22 protein-coding genes are annotated in these 24,523 nt (G+C 42.1%); 10 read left to right on the plus strand and 12 right to left on the minus strand.

What is annotated here, in order from left to right; all coding sequences use genetic code 11:
* Nucleotides 1-132: 132 nt before the first annotated feature.
* A complete protein-coding gene (locus AC6HZ4_RS25085; RefSeq protein WP_497492582.1) occupies nucleotides 133-780 on the plus strand; it encodes a YigZ family protein in 648 nt (215 codons plus the stop codon).
* Between the two features lie 18 nt (nucleotides 781-798).
* Complete coding sequence (locus AC6HZ4_RS25090; RefSeq protein ID WP_497492583.1) at nucleotides 799-1,809, plus strand: LCP family protein; 1,011 nt, start codon at nucleotides 799-801, stop codon at nucleotides 1,807-1,809.
* 167 nt (nucleotides 1,810-1,976) lie between these two features.
* On the opposite strand, the gene AC6HZ4_RS25095 is transcribed toward AC6HZ4_RS25090, so the two are convergent.
* From AC6HZ4_RS25095 to galU, 6 genes are all read right to left on the minus strand, one after another.
* The gene (locus tag AC6HZ4_RS25095; protein ID WP_497492584.1) at nucleotides 1,977-3,077 is read right to left on the minus strand and encodes a glycosyltransferase family 4 protein; all 1,101 of its coding nucleotides are present in this window, start codon (nucleotides 3,075-3,077) and stop codon (nucleotides 1,977-1,979) included.
* Between the two features lie 245 nt (nucleotides 3,078-3,322).
* Nucleotides 3,323-4,639, minus strand: a complete 1,317-nt coding sequence (locus AC6HZ4_RS25100) for a UDP-glucose dehydrogenase family protein (protein WP_497492586.1) — start codon at nucleotides 4,637-4,639, stop codon at nucleotides 3,323-3,325.
* Nucleotides 4,640-4,953: 314 nt separating this feature from the next.
* Nucleotides 4,954-5,613, minus strand: coding sequence for a PspA/IM30 family protein (locus AC6HZ4_RS25105; RefSeq protein WP_497492587.1), 660 nt, complete (start codon nucleotides 5,611-5,613; stop codon nucleotides 4,954-4,956).
* 20 nt (nucleotides 5,614-5,633) lie between these two features.
* Nucleotides 5,634-6,335, minus strand: coding sequence for a hypothetical protein (locus AC6HZ4_RS25110; RefSeq protein WP_497492589.1), 702 nt, complete (start codon nucleotides 6,333-6,335; stop codon nucleotides 5,634-5,636).
* Nucleotides 6,336-6,457: 122 nt separating this feature from the next.
* A complete protein-coding gene (gene galE / locus AC6HZ4_RS25115; protein ID WP_497492591.1) occupies nucleotides 6,458-7,444 on the minus strand; it encodes a UDP-glucose 4-epimerase GalE in 987 nt (328 codons plus the stop codon).
* A gap of 162 nt (nucleotides 7,445-7,606) precedes the next feature.
* Nucleotides 7,607-8,500 (minus strand): UTP--glucose-1-phosphate uridylyltransferase GalU, encoded by an 894-nt coding sequence (gene galU, locus AC6HZ4_RS25120; RefSeq protein WP_497492592.1) that lies wholly within the window; start codon nucleotides 8,498-8,500, stop codon nucleotides 7,607-7,609.
* A gap of 336 nt (nucleotides 8,501-8,836) precedes the next feature.
* On the opposite strand from galU, the gene AC6HZ4_RS25125 reads away from it, so the two are divergent.
* The 3 genes from AC6HZ4_RS25125 to AC6HZ4_RS25135 all read left to right on the plus strand — a co-directional run bounded on the left by AC6HZ4_RS25125 (nucleotide 8,837) and on the right by AC6HZ4_RS25135 (nucleotide 12,697).
* A complete protein-coding gene (locus AC6HZ4_RS25125; protein ID WP_497492593.1) occupies nucleotides 8,837-9,916 on the plus strand; it encodes a glycosyltransferase family 4 protein in 1,080 nt (359 codons plus the stop codon).
* A 150-nt stretch (nucleotides 9,917-10,066) separates the two neighbouring features.
* On the plus strand, nucleotides 10,067-10,888 hold the full coding sequence (locus tag AC6HZ4_RS25130; protein ID WP_497492594.1) for a polysaccharide deacetylase family protein: 822 nt from the start codon (nucleotides 10,067-10,069) through the stop codon (nucleotides 10,886-10,888).
* A 627-nt stretch (nucleotides 10,889-11,515) separates the two neighbouring features.
* Nucleotides 11,516-12,697 (plus strand): acyltransferase, encoded by a 1,182-nt coding sequence (locus AC6HZ4_RS25135; RefSeq protein WP_497492595.1) that lies wholly within the window; start codon nucleotides 11,516-11,518, stop codon nucleotides 12,695-12,697.
* Nucleotides 12,698-12,831: 134 nt separating this feature from the next.
* Here AC6HZ4_RS25135 and aroD read toward each other — a convergent pair whose 3' ends face one another.
* From aroD to AC6HZ4_RS25155, 4 genes are all read right to left on the minus strand, one after another.
* Nucleotides 12,832-13,593 (minus strand): type I 3-dehydroquinate dehydratase, encoded by a 762-nt coding sequence (gene aroD, locus AC6HZ4_RS25140; protein WP_497492596.1) that lies wholly within the window; start codon nucleotides 13,591-13,593, stop codon nucleotides 12,832-12,834.
* Between the two features lie 167 nt (nucleotides 13,594-13,760).
* On the minus strand, nucleotides 13,761-15,038 hold the full coding sequence (locus AC6HZ4_RS25145) for a TRAP transporter large permease (protein WP_497492597.1): 1,278 nt from the start codon (nucleotides 15,036-15,038) through the stop codon (nucleotides 13,761-13,763).
* Nucleotides 15,039-15,599 (minus strand): TRAP transporter small permease, encoded by a 561-nt coding sequence (locus AC6HZ4_RS25150; RefSeq protein WP_497492598.1) that lies wholly within the window; start codon nucleotides 15,597-15,599, stop codon nucleotides 15,039-15,041.
* A 182-nt stretch (nucleotides 15,600-15,781) separates the two neighbouring features.
* A complete protein-coding gene (locus AC6HZ4_RS25155) occupies nucleotides 15,782-16,807 on the minus strand; it encodes a TRAP transporter substrate-binding protein (RefSeq protein ID WP_497492599.1) in 1,026 nt (341 codons plus the stop codon).
* An 837-nt stretch (nucleotides 16,808-17,644) separates the two neighbouring features.
* On the opposite strand from AC6HZ4_RS25155, the gene AC6HZ4_RS25160 reads away from it, so the two are divergent.
* Both AC6HZ4_RS25160 and AC6HZ4_RS25165 read left to right on the plus strand, forming a co-directional pair.
* A complete protein-coding gene (locus AC6HZ4_RS25160; protein WP_497492600.1) occupies nucleotides 17,645-18,460 on the plus strand; it encodes a hypothetical protein in 816 nt (271 codons plus the stop codon).
* A 91-nt stretch (nucleotides 18,461-18,551) separates the two neighbouring features.
* Complete coding sequence (locus AC6HZ4_RS25165) at nucleotides 18,552-19,112, plus strand: shikimate kinase (protein ID WP_497492601.1); 561 nt, start codon at nucleotides 18,552-18,554, stop codon at nucleotides 19,110-19,112.
* A 134-nt stretch (nucleotides 19,113-19,246) separates the two neighbouring features.
* On the opposite strand, the gene AC6HZ4_RS25170 is transcribed toward AC6HZ4_RS25165, so the two are convergent.
* Nucleotides 19,247-20,269 (minus strand): LacI family DNA-binding transcriptional regulator, encoded by a 1,023-nt coding sequence (locus AC6HZ4_RS25170; protein ID WP_497492602.1) that lies wholly within the window; start codon nucleotides 20,267-20,269, stop codon nucleotides 19,247-19,249.
* 529 nt (nucleotides 20,270-20,798) lie between these two features.
* On the opposite strand from AC6HZ4_RS25170, the gene AC6HZ4_RS25175 reads away from it, so the two are divergent.
* Nucleotides 20,799-21,371, plus strand: coding sequence for a CPBP family intramembrane glutamic endopeptidase (locus AC6HZ4_RS25175; protein WP_497492603.1), 573 nt, complete (start codon nucleotides 20,799-20,801; stop codon nucleotides 21,369-21,371).
* A 348-nt stretch (nucleotides 21,372-21,719) separates the two neighbouring features.
* On the opposite strand, the gene AC6HZ4_RS25180 is transcribed toward AC6HZ4_RS25175, so the two are convergent.
* Nucleotides 21,720-21,875 (minus strand): hypothetical protein, encoded by a 156-nt coding sequence (locus AC6HZ4_RS25180; protein WP_497492604.1) that lies wholly within the window; start codon nucleotides 21,873-21,875, stop codon nucleotides 21,720-21,722.
* Between the two features lie 243 nt (nucleotides 21,876-22,118).
* Here AC6HZ4_RS25180 and AC6HZ4_RS25185 point away from each other — a divergent pair, with 243 nt between their 5' ends.
* Nucleotides 22,119-23,474, plus strand: a complete 1,356-nt coding sequence (locus AC6HZ4_RS25185) for a cytochrome ubiquinol oxidase subunit I (protein WP_497492605.1) — start codon at nucleotides 22,119-22,121, stop codon at nucleotides 23,472-23,474.
* Nucleotides 23,467-24,504 (plus strand): cytochrome d ubiquinol oxidase subunit II, encoded by a 1,038-nt coding sequence (locus AC6HZ4_RS25190; RefSeq protein WP_497492606.1) that lies wholly within the window; start codon nucleotides 23,467-23,469, stop codon nucleotides 24,502-24,504. Before AC6HZ4_RS25185 ends, AC6HZ4_RS25190 begins: the two co-directional genes overlap by 8 nt.
* The last annotated feature ends 19 nt before the right edge of the window (nucleotides 24,505-24,523 follow it).

Raw genomic sequence — 24,523 nt, forward strand, 5'->3', positions numbered from 1 at the left:
ACAAAAAATATAGAATACATCTATATTTTTACCTTATTCGACTGACAAAAAATGAGAAAATGTTTGAAACTCAAAAAGTTCCCTTTTAGAATAAAGTTTATAGGTAATTTTAATGAATAGGAGCGTATACCATTGTTAGCACAATACTTCACTGTTAAAGGGTACGGAGAGCATGAAATTATTATAGAGAAATCCCGCTTTATTTGTTATGTAAGCCGTGCTGCTGCCGAAGAGGAAGCACAGCGCTTTATTCAAGATATAAAAAAGAAACATTGGGACGCTACCCACAACTGCTCCGCTTATTTAATCGGCGAGCACGATCAAATTCAAAAAGCGAACGATGACGGTGAGCCAAGCGGTACAGCTGGTGTACCAATGCTAGAGGTATTAAAAAAGCGAAAGCTAAAGGATACCGTTGTTGTCGTCACTCGTTACTTCGGCGGCATTAAGCTCGGAGCGGGCGGCTTAATACGCGCTTACAGCAAAAGCACAAGTGAAGGCTTGAATCATGCCGGTATCGTTGAGCGAAAGCTGATGCGGGTAATGAAGACAAAGGTAGATTATACGCTGCTTGGGAAGGTAGAAAATGAATTGCGCCAGTCTCGATATACAATCAAGGATATTCACTACTTGGAAGATGTTACCTTTGATGCTTACGTAGAGGAAGGAGAAAAGGAAGCATTCCGGGAATGGGCGATAGAACTAACAAATGGCCGCTGCATAATTGCTGAAGGAGAAATGCTGTACCTGGAGCAAGATGTTTCGGCTGCTTCAATCTAAGCTTAAAGGAGTTGCCTTATGAAAGATCGTCATCAATATATACAAGAGCGAAGAAGGGTGAAACGGAGAAGGCGGCGCATCCTCGTGGTGGTTGTGCTGCTTCTTATCATTAGCGGAATCGGATACGGCGCTTATTCCTCCCTTCACTCGTTCTTATCCTTAGCTAATATTTATAGCGGGACAAAACGGGAGAAATCAAAGCTTCGGACAGAGAATGCGGAGATCACCAAAAAACCGTTCACTATCCTGTTAACAGGTGTTGAAGATTATGCGTCGGGTGGACAAAATGGAAGAACCGACTCGATTATCTTTGCTACCATCAACCCAAAAACAAAGCAGGTCACAATATTGAGCATTCCGCGTGATACACGCGTTAACATTGCAGGGCGTAATAAGCTCGATAAAATTAACGCTGCCCATGCATATGGCGGTATAGATATGACAATGGAAACCGTGGAGGATTTTTTAAACGTTCCGGTTGACCATTATATCGAAATCGGCTTTGAAGGCTTTAAAGAAATTGTTGACGCCGTAAATGGTGTCACAGTAGACGTTCCATTTGATTTCACAGAGGGGTCCGATTTAAACCCAAGAAAAGGGATCACCTTCCATAAAGGATCACAGCACTTAAACGGAGAAGAAGCTCTCGCCTACGTAAGAATGAGAAAGCATGATCCAATGGGCGATTTTGGCCGCGCACAGCGGCAGCGGCAAGTATTAGGGGCTCTCGTTGAGAAACTTAATTCTCCTTCCATCGTGACGAAGGTGGACGACATTGCTGAAATTATCGGAAAATACGTCAAAACAGATATTCCAGTTTCCGACGGCCTGGCTCTGTATCAGAAATTCTCTGGATTTAAAGCATCCAGCATTGAAACGCTTCAGCTTGAAGGTGATGATGACTATATTGAAGGGATTTATTATTACATTCCAAGAGAAGAAAGCCAACAGAAAATACACGACAGGCTTTGGGAAATACTTGACCTGCCAACAAGCAGCTCTTCAAATGAATCAGAGTCGGATCAATAAGAAAGCTTGGGACACAGATCCCAAGCTTTTTCATTTATACTTTAGCAAAGTATAAATTCCCAGCCAGAAGCTAATTCGACGTAGCAGGAAAGTACAGTTACTCCTCTGTCTTCGCCTAAAGGCTCGCCAATCGGCGGGTTTCTTTAGAAAATGTCACAGCAGCATTTTCAATACAGCTTCATCACAAGCTTTCGCAGCAGGCTAAGCACTGGCTGCCTTCGTTTTCCAATGAGCCCGACAACTTCAGCAAATAGCTCCACCAGTACTAAAAAGACAATAAATAGCACAACGGCGGAACGGTAATTATCATATGGAAAAAAGAATGCAAACACGCCTGACAGGGCACCTGCTCCATACAAAATTAACACGCTCGTCCGATGGCTGTAGCCTAGCCGCATCAAACAATGATGAAGATGAAACTTATCAGGAGCCATAATATTTTGGCGGTTTAACAAACGCCGAATAACAGCAAAGAACGTATCTGACAGCGGAATAGCTAAAATAATAATTGGAACGAGCACGCTTGTTAGGGCAATCCCTTTAAAGAAGCCCACAATGGAAATGAGCGAAACAGAATATCCCAAAAAAAGCGATCCCACATCCCCCATAAAAATTTTAGCAGGGTGAAAATTAAATACAAGAAAGCCTAAGTTGCTGGCAACTAAAATGACGATATAGCCAATAAGGAAATACTGCTGCTGCGCAATTGCAATGGACAGCATAATAGTAAGTGCGATCGTGGACACACCGACAGCTAGGCCGTCGAGACCGTCAATAAGATTAATGGAGTTTGTAACAAGAATAATCCAAAGGAATGTAATAATATAGCTTGTTACATCTAAATTAATTTCCCCATAAAACGGAAGCATAAATTTATTGATCGAAATGCCGGATGCAATCGGTACGACCGCAGCGGCCATTTGTCCAACTAGCTTATATAAAGCAGGAAGCGCGTATATATCATCAAGCAGTCCTGTCGCAATAATAATAATGGAACCCAGCACAATACCGGAAAATCCGGGAAACGATATGGGTAAAAACAACAGTCCTGCTGCAGCACCTGCCAAAATAGCCAAGCCCCCTATGCGCGGCATCGCACGCGTATGCACCTTTCGCTCATTCGGCTTATCTACAATCCCAAAGCGGCAGGAAAGCCAAATCACGAAAGGAGTCGCAAAAAAAGCGATAAGAAAGCAGAGAAGAAATGCCTCCGCATATATAGAAAATGAAAGCATCGTCACACCTACTTTTACAAAAATGCGTATCATTATTTTTCTTCAAACGTTCTGAATTATGCTCCCTTCTTCGTATTAATATAAAAAAGCACATACTTGCTCTCACGAATTTACAAATTCCTCTATGAATAAAATAGAGTTTCCAGCTTAAAAATAGGCTTCGTAAAAGAAAAGGAGCAGCGCTTTGCGCTGCTCCTTTTTTACGAAATAAGTTTAACCCTTGGATTGTTATCTAGCACCGCCTGCAGCAGATACAGGCTTTGTTGCTTCTACATCTCTTACACCGAAATTTGCCTGCGAAGCACCGGCACACGTCCAATTGAATAATAATCCATCGCATGCTGCCTGACCCTCTCCAGTTCAAAGCAATTTCGACCGTCAAATACAACAGGCTGTCTCATAAGCTCCTCATAGCGCTCCAGCGGATACTGCTTTATCTCATCCCATTCTGTCACAAGAAATACAACATCTGCTTCTGCAATTGCCTCATCGATACTACCAGCATATTGAATATGCGGCAAAAGGCGCTTTGCATTCTCCTTAGCTTGTGGATCATATGCAACAACATATGCTCCTTCTGCAAGCAATTGGTCAATAATCACAAGTGAAGGTGCTTCTCTCATATCATCTGTATTGGGCTTAAATGCCAAGCCAAGCAAAGCTGCCCTCTTTCCTTTTAAATCCATCACCTGTTTCGCCCTCTGAACAAGCGAAGCCTGCTGCTTATTATTTACTTCGATCACTGCTTTCAGAAGCTGAAAATCATGCTTCACGTTGCCCGCAATTTGGACGAGTGCATCTGTATCCTTTGGAAAACAGGATCCGCCGTAGCCGATGCCTGCCTTCAGAAATTGACTTCCGATCCGCTTATCAAGCCCCATTCCAGCCGCTACATCCTCAATGTCGGCATGAAGCTTCTCACAGATATTCGAAATCTCATTGATAAAGCTGATTTTCGTTGCCAAAAAGGCATTAGAGGCGTATTTAATCATCTCCGCACTGCGAATATCCGTTTTAAAAACAGGAATTGCAAGCGGCTTGAACAACTCCTCAAGCACGCTTGCCGTTTGCTCATCAGCTGTTCCAATTACAATGCGGTCTCCCTGAAAAAAGTCATGCACGCCTGAGCCTTCCCGCAAAAATTCAGGATTAGAAGCAACGCTAATCGACACATCAGAGCGTAAATGCCGCTCGATGGTTTCCTTTATATAATCATTTGTCCCAACAGGAACGGTGCTTTTCGTCACTACGATCGTATCCTTAGAGGCATACATCCCTATATGAGCGCATACTTGCGTAATATATGTTAAATTGGCGGATCCGTCCGGATTTGGCGGCGTTCCCACCGCAATAAAAACAACTTCTCCCCTCTCATACGCCTTCTGTACATTCGTTGTAAAGGTAAGACGCCCCTTCATCATGCTTTCCCGCATCAATTCAGCCAGACCGGGTTCGTAAATTGGCACCTCGCCGCCTTGCAGCCGCTCCATCTTCTCTTCATCAATATCCAGACAGGTAACGCGATGTCCAATTGCCGCCAATCCGACTCCCGTCACGAGACCAACATACCCTGTTCCTACAACTGTAATGTCCATCCTACACCTCTCTAAAGGAGCTTATTTTCCTTACTGTATCCCATTACGTCTTCCCGTTTTGCTTGTTCTTCTCTACTTCTAGAGTATAAGGAAGCGACTTCTAGTACAACAAAACAGAAAATATTTTACGTTTTTTTAACATACGTAAGAAAAGCTGAATCGGACCGGTTTGCTCGTGGCGAGGGACAGTTCAATGTCAGAGTGATCCTCCAAAAAACACCTTCTAAAAAACATTGCCTTGCATAAAAAATCCCTCTTTTGCAAGAGGGATGAAATTTTCTATAGGGAATAGGGGGAAAGCAAAGTTTCTTCAGTTAAACAGCTGCATGCTTCGCTGCTTTTAATTGTTCCAATTCTCGTTCTGCCTCAGCCTGCAGGAGAACATTCGTGCTCGGCTGAAGCGGCGCCTCCAAAGTCTGGCTTGCCTTCGCTTCGGCCTCCAGCGCCCATATACGCTCCTCCATTCTTGAAAAGCCTCGCACCGCATTGTCAGCGCCAAAGGAAGAAACGGTTGTTTGAACTGCTTGTACCGCTTGTGCTGCATGCACTCGGGAGACTAGCTCCTGCTGCTTCAGCTTTAGTTCTTCATACTTTTCCTGCAGGTCATTCACCCTGATTTGCAAATCAGCGGTTTGCGCCTGAGCAGCTTCATATTGCTGCTTATACGCTGACAGCCTGCGCTCGTTCACAATTTTATCCTGCAGCGCCAGCTTCGCAATCTCGTCCTCATTGCGCTCTACTGCTAGATTTGCTTGACGGAGACGCTTTTCTACAACATCCTGCGCCTGAGCTACAAGAGCCTCGCATCTCTTTTCCAAACCTGCTTGCCGGGCTAAAGCCTGCTGCGCCTTTACAAGCTGCTCCTCCATTTCACGGATATACTGCTTCACCATGCTAATCGGATCCTCCGCCTTATCTAGTACACCATGCACATCTGCAAGTGTAATTCTTTTCAATCGTTTAAAAATACCCATCTTATTTGTCACTCCTTCATTTAAACATTCTGTTTTTCCCATTCATCTAAGTAATCAAGTGTATGTGAACCGAAGCTGGATGCATCTGCGGCAAAAGGAGCAGATGCAGCTTGTCCGTTTCTTGCAATTTTGTAAGTAAAATAAGCGACCGCAAGGATAAACGGAACAAGCAGGATCTTCGACATTAAAAGCGCGGCGCCCCACACCATCAACACAGCGCCTAGCCATCTGCAGAGTTTACTGCCCGTTGAAAGCTTCCATATCACCCAGCCGATTACAAAAAGGCTAGCTTGTACAAGGAAGGAACCTATGCTTAAACGCCACATATATCCATCCTCGTGCCCTCTCATCTGGCGGAAACCATCAAAAGCATGCTGCATCCATTCTTTTGCTGGCATATTTGAAATCCAGCCTTGAACATCCGGGATCATACCCTGCAGATGCAATAGTCCTCCTTGTACATGAGGAACGAAGCCCTGAAGGCTTGAGAGCCATCCCTGTACATTGGGAACGAAGCCTTGAAGACTTTGGAACCATCCTTGTACATTGGGAACGAAGCCTTGAAGGCTCGGAATTGCACCTTGCATATTTGAAGCTATACCTCGAAAGCTTGCAGCCGCACCTTGCATGCCCAATCCGCCAAACTGCTGAACGATGCTGCGGGCCGCGAAAACAACTACAGCCGCCAAAAACGCCCAAAGTAACCATTTTCCTTTTTTCATCTCTTCACCTCCTTTTCGATAAGGTAGCCTGTCTACAATTTGCATTCTAATGAGCAAAAGAGAAAATACAGTGAAAAATAAAAAAATACTCCCTAAAAAGGGAGTATGAACCTTCACCTATATTATTGTCCGTATCCATCCGGATGAGATTGATGCCATCTCCATGCCGTTTCAATCATTTCCTTAAGAGAATACTTTGCCTTCCAACCAAGCTCCTTATAAATTTTCTCTGATGATGCAACAAGCTGTGCAGGGTCGCCAGGACGACGGTCTGTATACACAACGTTTGCCTGTTTGTCCGTTACCTTCTCACACACCTCAATAACTTCCTTCACAGAGAAGCCTGTTCCATTGCCTAAATTGTAAATTTCATTTGTTTTTGATCCATTGCGCAGGCTTTCCAGCGCTAGGATATGAGCTTCTGCCAGATCTGTCACGTGAATATAATCACGGATACATGTTCCATCCGGCGTAGGATAGTCTGTTCCAAAGACAGAAATTGTTTCGCGCTTCCCTAATAAATGCTGAAGCACAAGCGGAATTAAATGCGTTTCCGGACTGTGATCCTCACCAATTTCTCCTGCCTCATGCGCGCCTGCTGCATTAAAATAACGAAGAATCACATGCTTCATACCGTATGCATCATAGAAGTTTTGCAGAATATGTTCAATCATAAGCTTTGAACGGCCATATGGATTAATCGGGTTCGTTGGATTTGACTCATTAATGATATTTGTTTCAGGTATACCGTATGTAGCTGCAGTAGAAGAAAAAATGAACTTGTCCACTTGATATTCCATCATCTTTTCAAGCAGCGTTAGGGTTGCGGCAACGTTATTTTTATAATATTTTAACGGATTGCTGACTGATTCCCCGACAAGACTGCTTGCTGCAAAGTGCATCACCGCTTCAATAGGATATGTTCCAAATACATGGTCTAAATCTGCAGGGCTGCTTAAATCTCCTTCGACGAACGCCGCTCTTGTATCAATACTTTCTAGATGCCCCGTTGAGAGATTATCAAGTACAACAACCTCATGTCCTTTATCTAATAGCTGCTTTACTGTATGGCTGCCGATATAACCAGCGCCTCCGACCACTAAAATCATCTGTTCCCCTCCAAATTCTACTATATACCGTTTATTATACAAAAAAATTCCGCGGCCTAGCTGAATGTTTTCTGAAAAATCATCCAAGCTCCCAAACAGCTAGGCTGGACGTTATAAATCCTGTATCGTTTTGAAAACAAGAAACGTATTCTAAATGAGTTCTCAAAATATCTCGCTTGATTTCTCGTGCTCCTTCAGCTTGCTCTTCATAAAATCTAGGAGCGGACGTCTCAGTTCATCATTTTGCAAAGCAAATTCGAGAGTTGTTTCTACAAAGCCAAGCTTCTCCCCAACATCGTAGCGTCTTCCTTCAAACTCATAGGCAAATACGCGCTGGATGCCATTTAAGCTTTCAATCGCATCTGTTAATTGAATCTCGCCGCCAGCGCCAATTTGCTGGCGATCCAGAAACAAGAAGATTTCCGGCGTTAGAATATAGCGGCCGATAATCGCCAAATTAGAAGGCGCTGTTCCCGGACTCGGCTTTTCAACAAATTTGCGAACCTGATAACGGCGTCCTGTTTGCTCGATTGGGTCAATGACGCCATAGCGATGCGTTTCATCTTCGTCTACCTGCATAACGCCAATCACAGAGGAAAAGGTTCGGTCGTATTCGTCCATAAGCTGGCGCAGACATGGCTTCTCCGACTGTACAATGTCATCGCCGAGCAAAATCGCAAACGGCTCGTTACCGATGAAATTCCGAGCGCACCAAACCGCATGCCCGAGTCCCTTCGGCTCCTTTTGGCGGATATAGTGGATATTTGCCAGCCTTGAGGAGGCCTGCACCTTTTCGAGCAAATCATACTTTCCCTTTTCCAACAGGTTTTGCTCCAGCTCGAATGCATGATCGAAATGGTCTTCAATTGCCCGTTTTCCTTTTCCTGTTACGATAATAATATCTTCAATACCGGAATCAATTGCCTCTTCCACAATATACTGAATAGTCGGCTTCTCGACGATCGGCAGCATCTCCTTTGGCATTGCCTTCGTTGCAGGTAAAAAACGCGTACCAAGACCCGCTGCAGGAATAATAGCTTTACGAATTCTTTTCAAGATATATCCCTCCTGTCAAGCTTTATATAAATCTATTCAAGTACAAGAATTAATCATATTCCAATCTGTTATAATTATACCATATTCATCCTTTTCATGCCTATAACTGTCGAAGCCTCGGGTATTATGGAAAATAAAAATTTCTCTTCTGTAAAAAAATCCCTCCTGTATATTCTTGCATTGTTACAAATAGGTAACGAAATTTACAAGAAAAAAAGATTGAATTCTAGGTTTTTTGTGATACGATATGTTATGAGTTGAGGAACGTATATATTGGTAGCCTGTAAATAGTTTTGTGAAAACCATTTGAAAACTATACTTAAGGGTGGGGTATGAGTGAACTCGCAAATTATTTTTGCGTTTGTAATATCCCTGATCACAGCAGTGATCGCAACCCCTGTTGTTATGAAGCTGGCTTTTAAAATCGGTGCGATTGACAAACCGAATGCCCGCAAAGTGCATCAGCGAATTATGCCTCGCCTTGGAGGATTAGCGATTTTTATCGGGGTTGCAGCAGGATATTTTGCAAGCGGATTGTATCATCAACGAATGACAACGATCATCGTAGGTGCCATCATTATTGTCGGCATCGGAATGTTAGATGATGTATATGAATTATCGCCAAAGCTTAAGCTGATCGGCCAGATTGCTGCGGCCGTTCTCATTGTAAAAAGCGGACTTACAATTGACCATCTTACCATTCCGCTTCTTGGCAAATATGAGCTTGGCATGTGGGCATATCCAGTTACAGTGATTTGGATTGTCGCTATTACAAACGCTATTAATCTCATTGACGGACTAGACGGCTTATCCGGCGGCATCTCTTCCATCGCATTGGCAACGATTGCTGTCATGGGCTTTTTAGACGGAAGAGCTATGATTTTCACACTTGCTATTATTGCATTGGCAAGTACGCTCGGATTTTTGTTTTATAACTTTCATCCGGCAAAAATTTTCATGGGCGATACAGGTGCATTATTTTTAGGATATTGCATTGCGGTGCTTTCATTATTAGGCTTGTACAAGAGCGTAACGATGTTCAGCTTTATCGTTCCCATTATTATCTTGGGTGTACCGATTTTTGATACTACATTTGCTATTATTCGCAGAATCGTCAACAAAAAGCCGATTTCTGCGCCAGATAAATCACATTTGCATCATCGCTTGCTTGCAATGGGCTTCTCCCATCGCAAAACAGTCTTGCTCATTTATGCATTTGGCATTTTCTTTAGCTTAATTGCTGTCTTGTTTAAAAGCGCAACCGTATGGGTATCGATCATCATTCTATTCGGCTTGATTTTACTCATGGAGATCGTAGCAGAAATTATTGGAATTGTGCATGAACGATACAAACCGCTTTTATCATTCTATAAGAAAATGAAGACGCGTCAGCAATCGCGCTACCAGGATATGTAAACGCCATTCCCGAAAGGGAACGGCGTTTTTTTGTTATCTAAATCTACATCTGCATCCGCTTTTCTTGTTTCCATAATCTGTTCCGTTTAGGAGAAATTTATTCGAATACAATAACAATATAACTCCATCCTATGCAAGGTGATGAACACTATGAGAAAACAACTTCTGCTCATTTACCTTCTTTGTGTGAGCACGGTTATCTCGCTTTTTTGCTTCTCAACATCTGTTAGAGCGTATCATTTTTCGTTTGCTTCACCCGTTCATACTCACCGAGAACGCCAGTCAAGCTTGTCGCCTAAATCGCTCTCACAAAAGCAATCGCGCTTCGTAAAGGAATGCGTCAATGCAGAGCTTCATTATCCCAAAAAGGTCGCCTACTTAACCTTTGATGACGGCCCAAACCAATATACACCTCACATTTTAAGTATATTAAAAAAAGAAAATGCAAAAGCAACCTTCTTCGTCATCGGCAGGCAAGTATCCCGCTACCCACAGACAATGCATCTGATACTGCAACATGGTCACTATCTCGGCCTACATAGCATGTCACATAACGCTGGAAAATTATACAACGGCGACCCTGAAATTTTACTTACAGAGATGAAGGAAACAAAGGACATTGTTGCTGCTGTAACTGGCGTACAGACAAATTTAGTACGCGTCCCATACGGAAGCAGACCCTACTTAAAGCAGCCATACCGCGACGCCCTTGCCAGCTCCCATTTCAAGCTATGGGATTGGACCATTGACACGGATGATTGGAAGCAAACGCAAACCTCCTCTTCCTTAGTCAAAAATGTGATCAATCAAAGCAAACATAATGTAGAAGTTATTTTAATGCATGACTCTGCTGTAACCGTCAAAGCATTACCTAACATCATCGCTTTTTTACGCAAAAACGGCTATGAGCTGCTTCCTTACAGCCCAGATTATCATATGGAGGTAAATTTTTGGAATGATGCACGTTTATAAAGAAAACTAGCCGTTAGGCGAAGACAGAGGCGTAGTTGCACTTTAAAATTTCCTACTACATCGAACGAGCTCCCATCTGGAAATTTAAACCTTTTTGAAAAGTAAAGAAGTCGATCGTCATTTGACAATCGACTTTTTATATGAGGGGAACAGCCTCGTTCCCTTCTCCTTCCTTAGCCAGCTTGCTTCTGACACTTGCAAGATTCACAACAGCAGTTCTTACAACAACAGCTCTCACAACAACAGTCCTTGCACCAACAGCTCTTACAACAACAGCTCTTACAACAACAGCAAGGCTCAGGCGATTTAGGGGGACAAGGTGACGAGTAGCATCCTACATACAAACCGAGCGGAACCATTAAATACTCGAGATGCTTTTTATAATATACCATCCTTATCACCTCCTACTATATTAGATGAATGCCTGTCTGAAATGGTGAATACTTTTTCTTTATAATTTTTTATCCTAGCCCCTAAAAGGAAAACGCTTTATTCTCCTGCAGAATATTCCTCATCTTCATGTCATTCTTTTTTTCTAAAAACATGTTAAATATTTCACAAACTCGCCATGTTTTCTAGTAAGCAACCGTACTATAATCTGTAGTATAGAATAGGAGATGATTTTTTATGACAACGCGTGTTTCTTGTAAAAAAGAAGTACCGGAGCTAAAAATTTTGCAAAGCCTTGCCTTTCTTGCGGTTGTTCTTCAAAGCACGCTTACCTATACAATCAACCAGCCAAACATTGCTTTGGAGCAAGCGATTATGATCGGGATGTTCTTTAACTTTGCAAAATTCTCAGCTCCTGCCTTTATTTTTATCGTAGGCTTTACGCTCTTTTATTATCATGAAAAGCAGGTTCGCTATCAGCATTATATTTTGGAAAAAGTATCAGAACTTATCGTGCCCTATATGATTTGGTCAGCCATCTACTTAATTACAACGCAGAGCATGCCATTTTTATCAAGCGGTGCGCCTTCAGAGGCAATAAAAGCGATTTTAACAGGAAGTGCAGCTCCTCACCTCTGGTATGTTGTGATGATGTTCCAAATTCATCTGCTGTTCCCTGTTTTATTTGTTCTCTTTCACTGGTTCAGCCGCAGGATACACTCTACAATCGGCTTGTATAAATTAATTGGCATTCTTGCACTCGCATACTTTTTATTAATGTGGGTATCCTCAAACTATATTTTTAACGGAGAGCGCTTAACAAACTCAATTTTGCTGCAATATACAGACCGGTCGTTTTTATTTTATTCATTTTACTTTGCCTTCGGTGGTATAGCAGCGGCAACGTTACCGAAATGGCGCAGATTTATTATTAAGCATATTCCACTTAATACATTTCTTTTTATCGCCTTGTTCCTAAAGGTGGGCTATGAGCTGCTTTCCTTTGATGGGATACGGGACATTCACTTGCAGGCATCAACATATCTGAAGCCTTCGATGTTCCTTTACATCATTTCGGAAATTATGCTGCTATATGCACTATCTATGACAATTGTAAATAGCAGAACATTTGTATACAAGCTGCTGCGTTTTATTGGGCGCTTTACGTACGGGGCATACTTAGGGCACTTCTTCTTCCTGCATATATGCGTACGCCTGCTTGCATCGTTTGCGATTCCGACAAACTCCATTGTATACGCCTTGCTTTTATTTGCTTGCACGACAGCATTATCGGTTGGAAGCATTGTACTGTTTACATTCGTACCATTTGGACGCCTTGTAGCAGGACCGGCGGTGAAACCGGAAATCAATCTTCCATTATTCCCCTTACCTCTTCCTACTCGTGTGAAAAAACAGTAGGAAAAAGGGACACGGTCCCATAGCCAGCAATTTAATAAGCAGAAGCCGAGCTTTCAGAGCAGAAAAAATAAGCCAGCTTGAAACATCTCGCATGTCCAAGCTGACTTATTTTTTTTCAAAGTATACATGTTTATCTATTTCTTTACTCCCATAAATCGCTGTGCCATCCCAATCATATGTCGTAAATCCTCGATTGGAATCTGTCCAGGCGCTGAGCTGCTTGCACCAACTGCAAAGGTCATAACTGAGCCGTACATCCAGCCCATTACCCTGCTCATACATCCGAGTTCACCCATCGAAATGGTGAGAACGGGAATGGTTAGCATGTCTGCTGCCTCTCTTGTCACCTCTAATAAAGTGAGTACATCCTGTTTGTCCAAAGGCATAACGGATGCCTTTGCCACATCAGCGCCGTAAAACTCTGCCAAAAGAATTTGCTTTAAAATCTCCGGCTTCTTAGGCGTACATGCGAAATTATGATAGGACAATACAAGAGCCTTCCCGTACTCTCTAGAAACCTCACGAACGCGCTGAATGTTGCTTGGCTCATTCGAGAGTTCATAGTCGACCATATCTATAAAATGGCTTTTGCATAACTCGCCAATAAGCTCGACTCTTGCTTCTTCTGATAAAGAGATTTGCTCCCCGCCCTCTCTATCAGAACGGATTGTAAACAGAATCGGAATACCATTGCTGTTTTCATAAATCACCTGAGCTGTCGCCAAAACTTGGTCAAACTCAGCGATATTAGTATAAAAATCAGCGCGCCACTCAATCACATCTGGCTTTTTCAACACAATACTTGTTAGCTCATCAATCAGCTCATCTGTACTCCTGCCCGTTAAAGGCGTACATACATACGGAAGCTTTTCCTCACCAAACCATCTGTTTTTCATGATTCACCCTCATAGCTTTAGATGCATGCGGCATCATTTTTTACATTCATTATGGCATACCTTCATATATCATGTATAGAGTATTCTGTATTTATCAGATGCTGCTTAACTTCGTACGCAAAAAAACCCCTGTCACAAAAAACAGGGGCTGCTGATGATATCACAATTTAGTGGAGCCATGCCAACGGGCCGGTTACGATAGAAGGGAACAAGATTAGTAGAATGAGCACAAGCACTTCCACGAGCAAGAACGGCCATACCCCCTTCATAATATCTTCCATGCCGATTTTTGCAACTCCCGAGGCTACGTTTAATACCGTACCAACAGGAGGTGTTAAGAGTCCGATACAGTTATTCAAAATGAACAAAATTCCAAAGTAGACAGGATCAATCCCAGCCTGTGTAATAATTGGCATTAAAACCGGAGTCAGGATTAAAACGGTCGGAGTTAAATCCATTGCTGTACCAACAATGAGAACTAATAGATTAATAGCTAGTAAGAGAACAATTTGATTGCCCATAAATGGTTGAAGCAGATCCGTCACAGCTGCTGGAATATTAGCAATTGAGATCATCCAAGCAGACACCATTGCTGCTGCTACAAGGAACATGACAATACTTGTTGTTTTTGCAGAAATGATGAGTACCTTGTATAAATCTTTAATCTTCAATTCCCGATAGACAACCATTCCGACGAATAATGCATAAAATGCTGCTACTACCGCTGCCTCTGTCGGAGTGAAGACCCCGCCGCGAAGCCCCCCAATAATGATGGCCGGCAAAAGCAATGCCCAGATTGCTTGCCTTGTAGCTGTTAGTATTTCTTTCAATGATCTGCGAGGAAACACCTCAACCTTCTCCTTGCGCACTACAATCGTCCAAGCAATAGTTAGGCCGACAGCAATCAAAATGCCAGGAACAATTCCCGCTGTGAACAATTTGCTAATCGAAACACCGCTTGTTACCCCAAAAATAATCATGGGAATGCTTGGCGGGATAATAGGAGCGATAATTCCTCCTGCTGCAATTAAACCAGCGGAACGATTTTTATCATATCCCGCTTTTACCATCATCGGAATTAAAATAGCGCCTAAAGCTGCTGTATCCGCAACTGCAGACCCTGATAATCCGGCAAACAAAACGCTGGCTATAATTGCTACATACCCTAAGCCGCCGCGAATATGTCCCACGGTGGACATGGCAAAGTTAATAATGCGCGAGGAAATTCCGCCAGCATTCATTAGCTCCCCTGCAAGGATAAAGAAAGGAACAGCCATCATCGGAAAGCTATCGGCCCCGTTAATTAAGTTTTGCGCAATAATTTGGCTATCAAACACATCCATATACAGCATTAAAGCAAGACCGCTTACTAAAAGTGCTAAAGCAATCGGCATTCCAAGAGCCATAACGGCAAGAAGTGAACCAACAAATATACCTAAAGACATCTATCTTCCCCCTCCAACCTTCGCATGCTCCGTCTCGTGAAACTCATTCATAATTTCTTCTTCAGATTCTTTCATTTTTGTAAGCTCTTCCACTGCATCCTTTTGGAATAATACGCGGTAAATATTAGATATAACAATAAGTCCCATACCGATACTCATAATAACGCCAACAATGTAAATATAGGATAAAGGCATTCCAGTTGCAGGAGCCGTACTCTCCGTGCTGCTTAACGTGAGCTTCCAGCTTCCATCAAGAACAAGCCACAAAATATACAGAACAATGATATTACTTACTACAAAGGCAACTCGTTTTGCTTGCAATGGCAGCTTCTTTATAAGCATATCCACACCTAAATGATTGTTATCACTTAGCGCACCAATTGCTCCTAGGAACGTCATCCAAATAAAGAGAAACCGCGCAACCTCTTCAGACCACGTAATACCGGAGCTAAACGCATAACGCAACACAACATTTCCAAATACTAGAATCGCCATAGCCGCTAAACAAATAGCAATGACAGCGCTTGTAAATTTATTGAGTAATTTAAACACTCGATTCATAGGCACGCTCCCCCTTTTACATAAAAGACGTTTACCGAACTAACGCTAGGCCTTGGGAAGGCTGGCAACGGACTAGTTGCACTGATGCTTTTTAAAGCTTCCCAGCTGGAAATCTATCATTTTTTAACGCACAAGAAAAATTTAAGGAGGATCAGCCTCCTTAAATCTATTTACATTTCTACTTATTTTGCTGCATCTACTAATTTTTCAACTAGATCTTCTCCAATTTTAGGGGCATATTTGTCATAAATAGGCTTTAGCTTCTCTGCAAACTTCTCTTTCTGTTCATCGCCCAATTCAGTAATTGTCATACCTTTTTCCTTCAATGTCTTCAAGGCTTCCATACTTTCTTCTTGATTTAGCTTGCGTTGATAGTCTTTTGCCTCATCAGCTGCTTTTTTCACTGCTGCTTTTTCATCATTAGAAAGGGTATCCCAGAACTTCTTGCTCACCATAAACACACTGGCATTATAAATATGTCCGGTTGCTGTCAGGTACTTTTGCACCTCAAAGAAGTTTCCAGTCGTTACGTTTCCAGCCGGATTTTCTTGACCATCTACAACCTTTTGCTCCAAAGCCGTAAATAACTCAGTGTAAGCCATTGGAGTTGGAGTTGCACCCAGCTCCTTCCACACATCAATATGAAGCTCGTTCTCTAGTGTTCTAATTTTCAGTCCTTTAATATCGCTAACGGACTTCACTTCTCTTACATTATTTGTGAGATGTCTGAATCCGTTTTCCCAATAGTTCAAGCCGATAACGCCAACTGCCGGCAAATCTCCAAGTAATTCCTTTCCAACCTCTCCGTCTAACACTTTATAGGCTGTTGCTTCATCCTTAAATAGATATGGTAAATCTAAGGCAGTAAAGCGCTTAGCAAATGACGCAATTGGACCGCTGGACATAGTCGTTCCTTGAATAGAGCCCATTTTCAAGCCTTCAAATACGACGCGGTCTCCTCCAAGCTGTCCATCTGGAAACACTTGTACATCAATAGAGCCTTTTGTTTCCTTTTCCAAAATCTCCTCAAACTTGTACAAGCCCTTTGTTAAGGAACGATCCTTTGGAGTAACAACCGATAGCTTCATAATCTTCACTGCTTTAGATTTTGAACCACTGTTGGCTGCCGACGATTTTTCACTCGTTCCTGAACAAGCACCAAGCAACAGTAAGCAAGATGCAGAAAGAGCACTAACTATTTTTTTCATAACATACACCCCTTAATAATAGTTTGGTAAAACATTGCATACTTACACTTGTTATGAATAGAGCTGGGAAAGAGGCTGCCCTAACACTGGAGGCCTTCATATGCTATAAAACGCCCAAAAAATGACTCGAATTTCGACCAAATGCTGTGTTTCTGTATAAATGTACTGGTTATATAAAAAGCATGAAAATGCCATCTCACAGCAGGTATTCTATGTATCATTTCTCCTCTGACCTAGGATGGCTATGATGGGAGTCTAGGCCGCTCAACGAAAAAATTGTAATGCTCCCAGCCTTTACGTTCTTTTCTTCTCGTGATTCTTTACCCTCTGGAATTTGCAGTATCATCATATTCGTCCCTATCACAGCTTTATTTGTATAATCGCTATCACCCGCTTCCTTCGTGCTGCTTTCATTTGGATTAAAAGAATGATTGCTTTGTGCAGTTTACTAGATCGATCTAATAAATACTTATAGTTAATTCATTCAGACTTAAGCGATTGCAGATCAGTCATGGGTAGGCCTTCTCTTCTAAATAAACAAATCGATTACAGTATCGTGCCTCCCAAAGCACAGACTGCATGTCCTGCTCTAGGAAGAAAGCCTTATCTGCCTACAGCCGCTTATTAGATCGATCTAATAATAGAGCCAATCTAACCTCTGGTACTCGAAAAAACCAACTGAGTATACTAGATGCACACAAGAAATAAAGCGTTTTCATAATCTTATAACAAAATTCACAGAGTTGCAATAAGGTTTCATTTAAAATATTCCAAAAATTTTTAAAATATACACAAAACCTATTGCGCGCTTATACACTCTGTCTGACATGGAGTCCGATGGAGGTAATGGTAAGTATATCTTTAGATGTTACCAAAACTAGCTACTATCACCTGCTTCCATTTATGATTTCTCTTGCATTGCTTACAATTGCTGCAGACTATGCACTTGCATTTTTCAAATACCGAAATACACCCATAGCGGCGGAAGCAGCAGAGGATGTATCACTCAAAAAGGTTTATAAAAAGCTTCGGGAAATGCTCCTAATGCTGCTCGTACTGATTGTAGTAGTTTCCACTATTCAGCATATTTTAGAAACAGGCTTTCTATTCTCTGTCGTCCTTTCGTTAGTACCTATTTCTATTATTTGGGCTGTAAGCATCGGGAAAACGAAACGATACTTCCTTATTACAATCCCTCATTGGAAAGAGAGGACAAACGGGTTATCGAATTACTTTTTTATGTTTTTAAGCGCGGGCTTATTTGTCGAAATGCTGTCACTGTCAGGACATCTAGCCTTCGTGCAGTCTGCTTTTCAATTTGCTTCTGCAAATCTATTTTCTCTATATTTGCTCATTGGGGCATATTTCCTAGTCACTTCTCTGATCGGCTTTCATCCTTTAGTTTCAATTACGTTGCTGGTGCAACTGCTGCAGCCGATTTTACCGGAGATATCCTCGATCTCTTTAGCTATCGTACTCGTCTCCTGCAGTTTATCTACGGTCATGTATAGTCCGTTTAATCTGTCCGTATCAATTCTATCTGAACAGTTAAGACTAAATTCGTATAGAATGGGAATGTGGAACATTGGATTTGCAGTATTTTACATGCTGCTCGGCATCTGCAGTGCGTATTTGTTCCATACATTTGCCTAAAAATTGAAAATTTTTTTTACAAATCCAACGAGGTATATTATAATTTTAATGGTTTTAAGCTTGAGAAAAATATAAGAAAGAGTGCTTGCGAATGATAAACGATCATACATCCCTCAGAGAAAAAAGCATCGTTTTTATCGGCTTTATGGGGGTGGGAAAGACTGCCATTGGAGAGCGCGTGGCAAAGAAATTATATAGAGATTTTATCGACATTGATAAGGAAATTGAGAGAGAGTTTAAGATGCCCGTTCGGGAAATATTTAATAGTATTGGCGAAAAAGCCTTTCGAGAAAAAGAAAAAAATATGATTAAGGATATTTGCCAGCAGAAGCTGAAAATTATTTCATTAGGCGGCGGCGCCTTTCTGCAGGATGAAATCCGGGAATTCTGCTTAGCTCACTGCATCGTTTTCTTTCTTGATATCTCTTGGGAGTCCTGGAAGGAGCGCTTAAACATCATTATCGATAGCCGCCCTGTTCTACAAGGCCTTTCCCTTGAGGAGATTAAGCAGCTATTCTATAAACGTCAAGGCATCTACTCAGCCCATCATTCTAAGCTCGGAACGGATAATCTTGCGATTGAGGAAATCGCAGATTATATCGTTGATTCCTTAAAGATAGCTTGGGATATGTATGAACCGAGGTCCAAATAAAAAACTTCAAACAGCCGAGCGTTTACAAGGCGCCCGGCTGTTTGCTTTATGAAAAGAACCGTCCTCTGCATATTCGGCCGGAGACGCTTCCGCAGGTTGAAAGGCTAGACAGCAAGGATCGATCCTATTCCTCCTCACGTTTTTTGAGAGGAATCGCGAACCACCAGCTCAGGCTCTAAAATGATCTTTCGTTGTTCTCCTTCTATATCCTTGATACGCTGGTGCAGCAAATGGGCAGCATGAGAACCGATCTGCCGCGGAAATGATGAAATCGTCGTAAGCGATGGAGTAAAAATTTCTGCTTCAGGGACATTATCAAATCCAACTACCGCTATATCCTTCCCCGGACTTAATCCAGCATTTTTCAAGCCCTGCATCACGCCAAACGCAACTAGATCATTAAAGCAAAACACAGCTGTAGGCGGATTTTCGTAACGCAGCACCTGCTGGATCGCATCCATGCCGCCTTCTCTCGTAGCAGGACTGCCAATGATAAGCGTTTCATCAAGCTCAATGCCCGCTTCATGTAAAGCACGATAATAACCTCTTTTTCTTGCCTCCCAGGCTAAGGAATGAGAGAGACCTCCAAGAAAAGCGATGCGAGAATGCCCCTGCTGCAGAAGATGCTCGACAGCCATTTGAGCTCCCGTATCATAATCAATCCCAACATAATCACAATGCAGATCCGGCAATTCCCGAACCGCAAGAACAATCGGAATATTCCATTGCTTGATTTTATCAGTGGTTTCCTTTGAGCTGTTGGAGACCGGACATAGAATGACCCCGCCTACTCGATGCTCCAGCATCGTTTCGAGAAGGCGGTCTTGCTTCGTATCTAAATCAAAGGTTGTTCCTAAAACAACCGTATATCCGTCTTCTTCTAAAGCATGGTGAACACCTATTAACAGCTCTGAATAAAACGGGTTTGCAATATCGGTAATAATCAGACCAACCGTGGAGGAGCTTTGTGATCGTAAATTTGCAGCAACGCGGTCGTAAACATACCCTAGCTCACGCATAGACTCCTGCACCTTCTTACGCGTTGCTTCAGAAATATTGGGACTGTTGCGAACAATAAGCGATGCAGTCGCACGAGAGACGCCGGCATGCTCCGCTACCTGCTGCAGCGTAACACGTGAATGTTTTTTTTGCTTCATAACCAAATCACCTGCTTCGTATATAATTCTGTTATGTATTCATTTCCATTTTTTATTTCACACTCTAGCTCTGGAAAAGCAAGAAATGAATGAGAGATTATGATTGTTGGGGAATATACGGCTATTATGTAAAATTAAACCAATCAAAAGGGGATTAAGTATTGTACTATATATTATAGGTACTCATTTCGGGCACTGTCAATGAAGAAGGAATCTCCTTCGTAAGGGTAAAAAAGGGCAGCTGTGCAAGTTCATTTCAAATTTGATAGTCAAAGAATAAGCAAGTTTAAGGAGGTGACTCATTATAAATAACAGCTTACTTAGAAATGTAGTTTCCTTGTGTTTGTTTGTGTCACTTATTATTTTGTTACAAATGAAAAATTACTTATTGATTAGCATATGGATACTCGTTACTATTTTCCTTTTTTTTGCTTTTGATAAGTTGATGAAATCATTTATTGTTACAAATCTATTATTTGGCATCGGTTTCTTTCTTTATTTGTATACGAGCTCACATTGGACCGTAAATATGCAGCCAAGAGAATTACGTATCTTTTTCAACAGGTTCTCATTGGTTTTGATTTTGGTTCCGTTATTTGCTTTATCTTTCTTTTCTAAATCCCCATTTATAAGGTATTGGGGAATGCCAAAATGGAACGAGCTGATTTATTTTCCATTCATTTGGTCAGGTTTTCACAAAACAAAAGTACAATTCTTTCTCCTCATAGCATTAGCAAGCAATATCGTTACCTTAATGCCATTTGCTATTCAAAATGGCTGGTCTTTTATCCAAGAAATCTGGTTATTAGCTATTATATTTTCAATCACAAACGCAGTGCTTGAAGAAGCGGTTTGGAGAGGGACTCTTTTAAGCCGCTTCTCAGAGCAGTTAGGTGAAAAATGGGCGGTTATAATAACAAGTTTAGGATTTGGATTGCAACATTACTCACTTGGAATTCCTTGGGCTATTTGTATTGCTTTTTCTCTTGGAGGAATGTTTTATGGAGGAATTACGATTAAATCCCAAAGCCTTATTCCTTCGATTATATGGCATATAACTTTAAATATCCTTATGGTTTTAAGCGGTTTGATTCTAACATAAAAAGAGTTCATTTGAAGACCCTTTTACCAAAAATTAATAACAATCTTTAACAGAGACACTCATGTTAAAGAAGTTGAGCACCATGATACATAAAAATAAATTGCTTTGCTCATAGTATGAGGTTCATATCACTGTATACGGCTTATTTTCAGGGTAGAAATATGTATCCATTCGAAGGAATCCCTTACTAACTATGGTAAAGTGACGATATATTCACAATGGAAGCAATCACTGCAAACCAGATCAATTATTCATTCCTTTTGATAGGAAATTGTAGTTTTCCAAAAATAAAAGGAGCTGACCAAAATCCCGCTTGCATTGGATTTTCAGGTAAGCTCCCTTTTATTTTTATCCTTGATATGTACGTTCTTCCTTCGATGGACGATAAAGCATTTGCACGAGACGATCGTACTCACGTCTTGTAATCTCTTTATTGTAAAGCTTCAACAGCAAATCTTTATGCTCTTTAGAAAAAGCCATCTTATTAATTACCTCTGGATACATGAAAATTCCCCCTATTTCTTACCACACGCAAAATAGAACCTACGTTCGTATCATATTATAAGTTGCTCTCAATTGCAAAGTAAAAATGCTAAGAGGAACAATATAATAATTTTTCTGATAATTCCAACATTATGATAACATAATTTTTACACCTGTCAAGACATATAAGATTTTGTAGAATAATTGTATAAATTTACCCTCCTTGTAAGAAAATAATGGCAAAAAGTGAAGGGGATAACAAAGATGGATACAGTCACTTTGTCGCGGGCATTTTTTGGAACATCGTTAGCATTCCATATTATTTTCGCGACACTTGGAATTGGTCTCTCGCTTATGATTTTGCTTATGGAGGTTCTATACCAGTGGAAAAAAGATCCGGATTATGCAGTAATGGCGAAGCGTTGGACGAAGGCATTCGCTATTTTGCTCGGCGTTGCAATCCCAACTGGTACGATTGTCGGCGTTCAGCTTGCCCTGCTCTGGCCCGGCTTTGTGAAGATTGTTGGGCAGGTAATTTCCGTACCATTTCAAATTGAGATTTTCGCTTTCTTTCTAGAAGCGCTGTTCATGTCCATTTACGTATATGCAGCGGATAAATTGTCACCATTTATGCGCCTGCTTTCTGTTTTTTTCGTTATGCTCGGGGCAACTGCCTCCGCTGTGTTAATTACGGCAGCAAATACATGGATGAACACACCCGCTGGCTTCTCCATGCGTGAAGACGGTACGATTTTCAATGTAAATCCATGGGAAGCCTTCTTTAATCCGAGCTTCTTTAGCGGTTCGTTTCACGTTGTCATTACGGCTTATCTATCAGGCGGCGCTGTTATCGCTGCGATTGCCGGATACAAGCTGCTAAAGCGTAATCAAAATGCCCATGAAATTGCCTACCATAAAAAAGGGCTGATGCTGGCTTTAGTCGTTACGTTCGTCTCTGGCCTTATTATGGGGCTCTCCGGTCACGAATCTGCGGTCAATCTGTATGAACATTCGCCTGAAAAACTTGCGGCAGCAGAAGGGCTATTTGAAACAACATCGCACGCACCCCTTACCATCGGCGGCATCGTGGACCCGGACACACACGAGATTAAATATGGAATCGAAATTCCTTGGGCCCTCAGCATTTTAGCAGATTGGAAGCCGTCTACCGTTGTAAAGGGATTAAATGAATTTCCGCGTGAAACATGGCCGCCTGCGTATACACATCTGTTTTTTAACCTAATGGTATTTGCCGGTATGCTGCAGCTTGCAATTGCCGCAATCGCGCTGGCATATTGGTATTTCATTTCTAAAAAACGAAACGTGCAGTTTCCGCGCTGGCTTCTTTGGACAATAGTTGCGCTTGGTCCGCTTGCTTTTATCGGTATTGAAACAGGCTGGATTTTCAGCTGCAGCGGCCGTCAGCCATGGACAATTTATCATTTCCAAAGAACAACCGAGGCAGCTACACAGGCAGACTATGTCGGACCTCTATTCTTCGTGTTTATTTGCTTATACATGTTTCTAGGGGTTTTAACAGTCATCGTGCTGCGCACCTTCTTTAGACGTAATCCGCTGAACCGGGATCTTGAAGCATATGGAGGCAAGTCAAATGCATGAAGAAAGCATTGCGATTCTCATTTTATGGGCACTCGTCTTCGCATACAGCATCCTTGGCTCTATTGACTTTGGGACTGGATTTTGGTCGATGGTATATATGAAACGCAACACGGCTGCTGGAGATATTGCGAACCGCTATTTGTCTCCCACATGGGAATTGACGAATACGTTTCTCGTCTTTGTCGTCGTTGCCTTTATCGGCTTTTTCCCAAATGCCGCCTATTCATTAGCTACTGCCATGTTCGTTCCGGTTACATTAATTCTTGCTTTAATTGCAGTGCGCAGTTCATTCATGGTCTTTTCTCATTCCCTGCCGCGCAATGAAAGACAGCTGCGCCTCATTTCAGGCATCACAGGACTTCTCGTTCCGGCCCTGCTCATCACTGTGCTGCCGGTCACAGAAGGATCCTTTGTCAAAATGGTAGACGGTAAGGAAACACTCCTGTACAAACAGCTGCTAAGCAGCCCGTCTGTGTACAGCTATATGCTGTTCGGATTAACATCTGCACTGTTTCTGTCCGCACTCTTTTTAGCGGACTTCTCTCGTGAACGCGGTGATGAGAGTGCGTACCGGATATACAGAGTGAACGCAATTATTCTCGGACCTGCCACTCTTCTGAGCGCTGTTATTGCGCTCGTCTCTGTCTCAATCCAGGGCACCGCCGGCTGGCTTCTATCCAATTTAGGGGATGAAATTATTTGGTTCGCAATCTCACTTGGATTGTTTGTCATTGGATATGCATCGCTCTGGTGGAGCAACAAGAACCACACTGAACTCGGCTGGCCTCGGATTGCGGTTCTCTCTGTCGTTGCACAATACGCCTTTGCGAGCTATGCATATGGAAAAGCGCACCTGCCGTACATTATTTTCCCGGAGGTTACGGTGTATACAAGCTTCACGCAAAAGACAACCTTCTACTCCCTGCTGATCTTGTATGCAGTCGGTATCGCCATTTTGCTGCCGGGATTTATTATGTTTTGGAATTTATTTTTGAAGGACCGTACCTTTATAGGCAGTAAAAAGGAATAGGTGATAGCCCAAAAGATAC

The organism is Ectobacillus sp. OTK, from assembly GCF_059698935.1.